General features: G+C 41.3%; 3 protein-coding genes. All 3 read right to left on the reverse strand.

Going from position 1 to position 1,980, the window contains the following annotated elements:
• Window positions 1–1,007, reverse strand: a 1,007-nt coding sequence (locus IRB43_RS17545) for a PBSX family phage terminase large subunit (RefSeq protein ID WP_203364736.1), incomplete at its 3' end; no start/stop codon positions are given.
• The gene (gene terS, locus IRB43_RS17550; protein ID WP_203364737.1) at window positions 1,000–1,749 is read right to left on the reverse strand and encodes a phage terminase small subunit; all 750 of its coding nucleotides are present in this window, start codon (window positions 1,747–1,749) and stop codon (window positions 1,000–1,002) included. The genes IRB43_RS17545 and terS, both read right to left, overlap by 8 nt.
• 69 nt (window positions 1,750–1,818) lie before the next feature.
• The gene (locus tag IRB43_RS17555; RefSeq protein ID WP_343070912.1) at window positions 1,819–1,971 is read right to left on the reverse strand and encodes a helix-turn-helix domain-containing protein; all 153 of its coding nucleotides are present in this window, start codon (window positions 1,969–1,971) and stop codon (window positions 1,819–1,821) included.
• Window positions 1,972–1,980 lie beyond the last annotated feature (9 nt).

Consider the following 1,980-nt stretch of genomic DNA (forward strand, 5'->3'; position numbering starts at 1 on the left):
ACTTCCTCAATACCCGATACAACCGCTTTATCTGCATTGATTGCTCTAATCCTCTCTCGCCTGAAGCGAATGATATGCTCCGGTCTTGCTGTATCGCAATAGAAATTGATATTCCCATACCGACTTTTAATGTTGTTAGCTACTTTCACCCAGTAATCAATTTCTTCGTGTTGCTTGGCGTGTTCTTCAATGAGATAAAAACACCCTTTATCATCTTCTCCTATTACCACAATGGAACCATGATGCTCATATCCCCAGTCAACACCAGCAAAGTATCTGACAAAATTAACATCCTCTACATCGTCTATATAGTGCTTATTTTTGTTGAAGTCTTTATAGATAACACCTTCTGCCGCTACCCACAAACCATAGATATCTCGATCTGTGAACATGCCCGATGGCGTAGAAGCAATAATACTCTCAACATACTCTTCATCAAGATAAATGTTATCGAAAAGAGTAAAATGAAAGGCTTTAATATTTAGCTTTCCGTTTTTCAACTTCTGGCCATCTTTATCAATGTAATCTGTCTTAACAAAATGAGCAGGGTTTTCTGGGTTAGTGTCAATCAGAACCCGTGCTCCTGGGTAGTAACAACGAGAAATGACTTCTTTCACGAATGTGTCATGTAGAGCCGTTCCCTCGTTTAATAATGCTCCTGCGGCCGTAAATCCCCTTGCTTTTTTCCAAGCATCTGCATTGGTTCCGTCAAAGCAATATACTTTGTTGCCAAATACACTGATAGCATTCGTTTTATCCAGCTTTAGTTCTTTGCCTAACACTTCTTCCATGTCATTCAAGATATTACGTCTAATAGATGCCTGTGTTGAACCACCGATAATGAAAGATAAGCCTTTACCTTCGTATTTTGCAATGTGCATTAAAAAAAGCAGGATGAACACAAAGGTTTTACCTGCACGTTTTGCTCCGCTCGCTAACAATATTTTAGGCTGCTCTTTAATAAAACAATCCCAGACTTCCTTTTGCTTAGGAGTTAAATCAGCCATTGGATTCACCAGCCATTCGACGAAGCATCGCGGCTACTTCGCTTTCTTGAGATCCTTCACCTTGGCCGCTTCGAATCTTCTCAACTTGGGCTTTTGTTTTCTCAATTCCAAGTTGCATCTGCTCCAATTTCAAGCGGCGCTCATCGTCAGCGTGGGCTAGTTCATCAAATTGCTTGATGAGAGATCGTAATTCACCCATAGCCCGGCTTTGAGCATTTAAGAAGGTGGCATGACGATCACAAGCAAATTGGATATCGTATTTATCAGCACCACTTTCACCCCAACCCTCTTGGCTTTTTTCTTTAGCCATGTCATCTTTATCCTCAACGAACATGACCTTCTGCGCCCGAATGATAGCGGCATACTGAATTTGTATCTGATCATAAATCAAATCAGCGGGTGACCGCTCCTCCATCGCTTCCATGATCTCCAGTGTTTCTTCTGGAAGGAACTTTGCGAAGAAGCCATGCGTCACCGCGTTTTGATTTCGCTTAGGTGCACCATGCCCCTTAGCATTGCTGTTACCAGGCGGAGCCCCTCGTTTTCGTTTAGTAACGTTACCTTTGGATTTAGTAACGTTACCATTCAATTGATCTTCCCACTTATCTTGATTTTTCCACTTCCTAATTTGTGAATCAGAAACTTCTAGTTCCGCTGCAATCTCGATAAGCTTCATTTTGCCTTTACTATTTATCCATAATTGAAACGCTTCATCCCGCTTCGGGTTTCTCGGTCTAGCCACGTCACATCATCACCACCTCCGCTATTTGATTTAGAGCAAAGAAAAAGCACTACCCATAAAGGATAATGCTTAAGATTTCTTCCTCTTGCCCATATGTTCTTTTCTTTCTTCAATCTCCGCTCTGATAAATAAGCGATCCCTTGCAAATTCTTTCACCGGCTTAATTACACCGCTCTTGATTAATTGATTTAAATACTGTCTGCTGCATCCTAAAATTTCGATGGCTTCTGA

Origin of the sequence: Bacillus sp. REN10, assembly GCF_016820555.1 — a bacterium.
In the GTDB taxonomy this organism is placed as follows: Bacteria; Bacillota; Bacilli; order Bacillales; family Domibacillaceae; genus Bacillus_CE.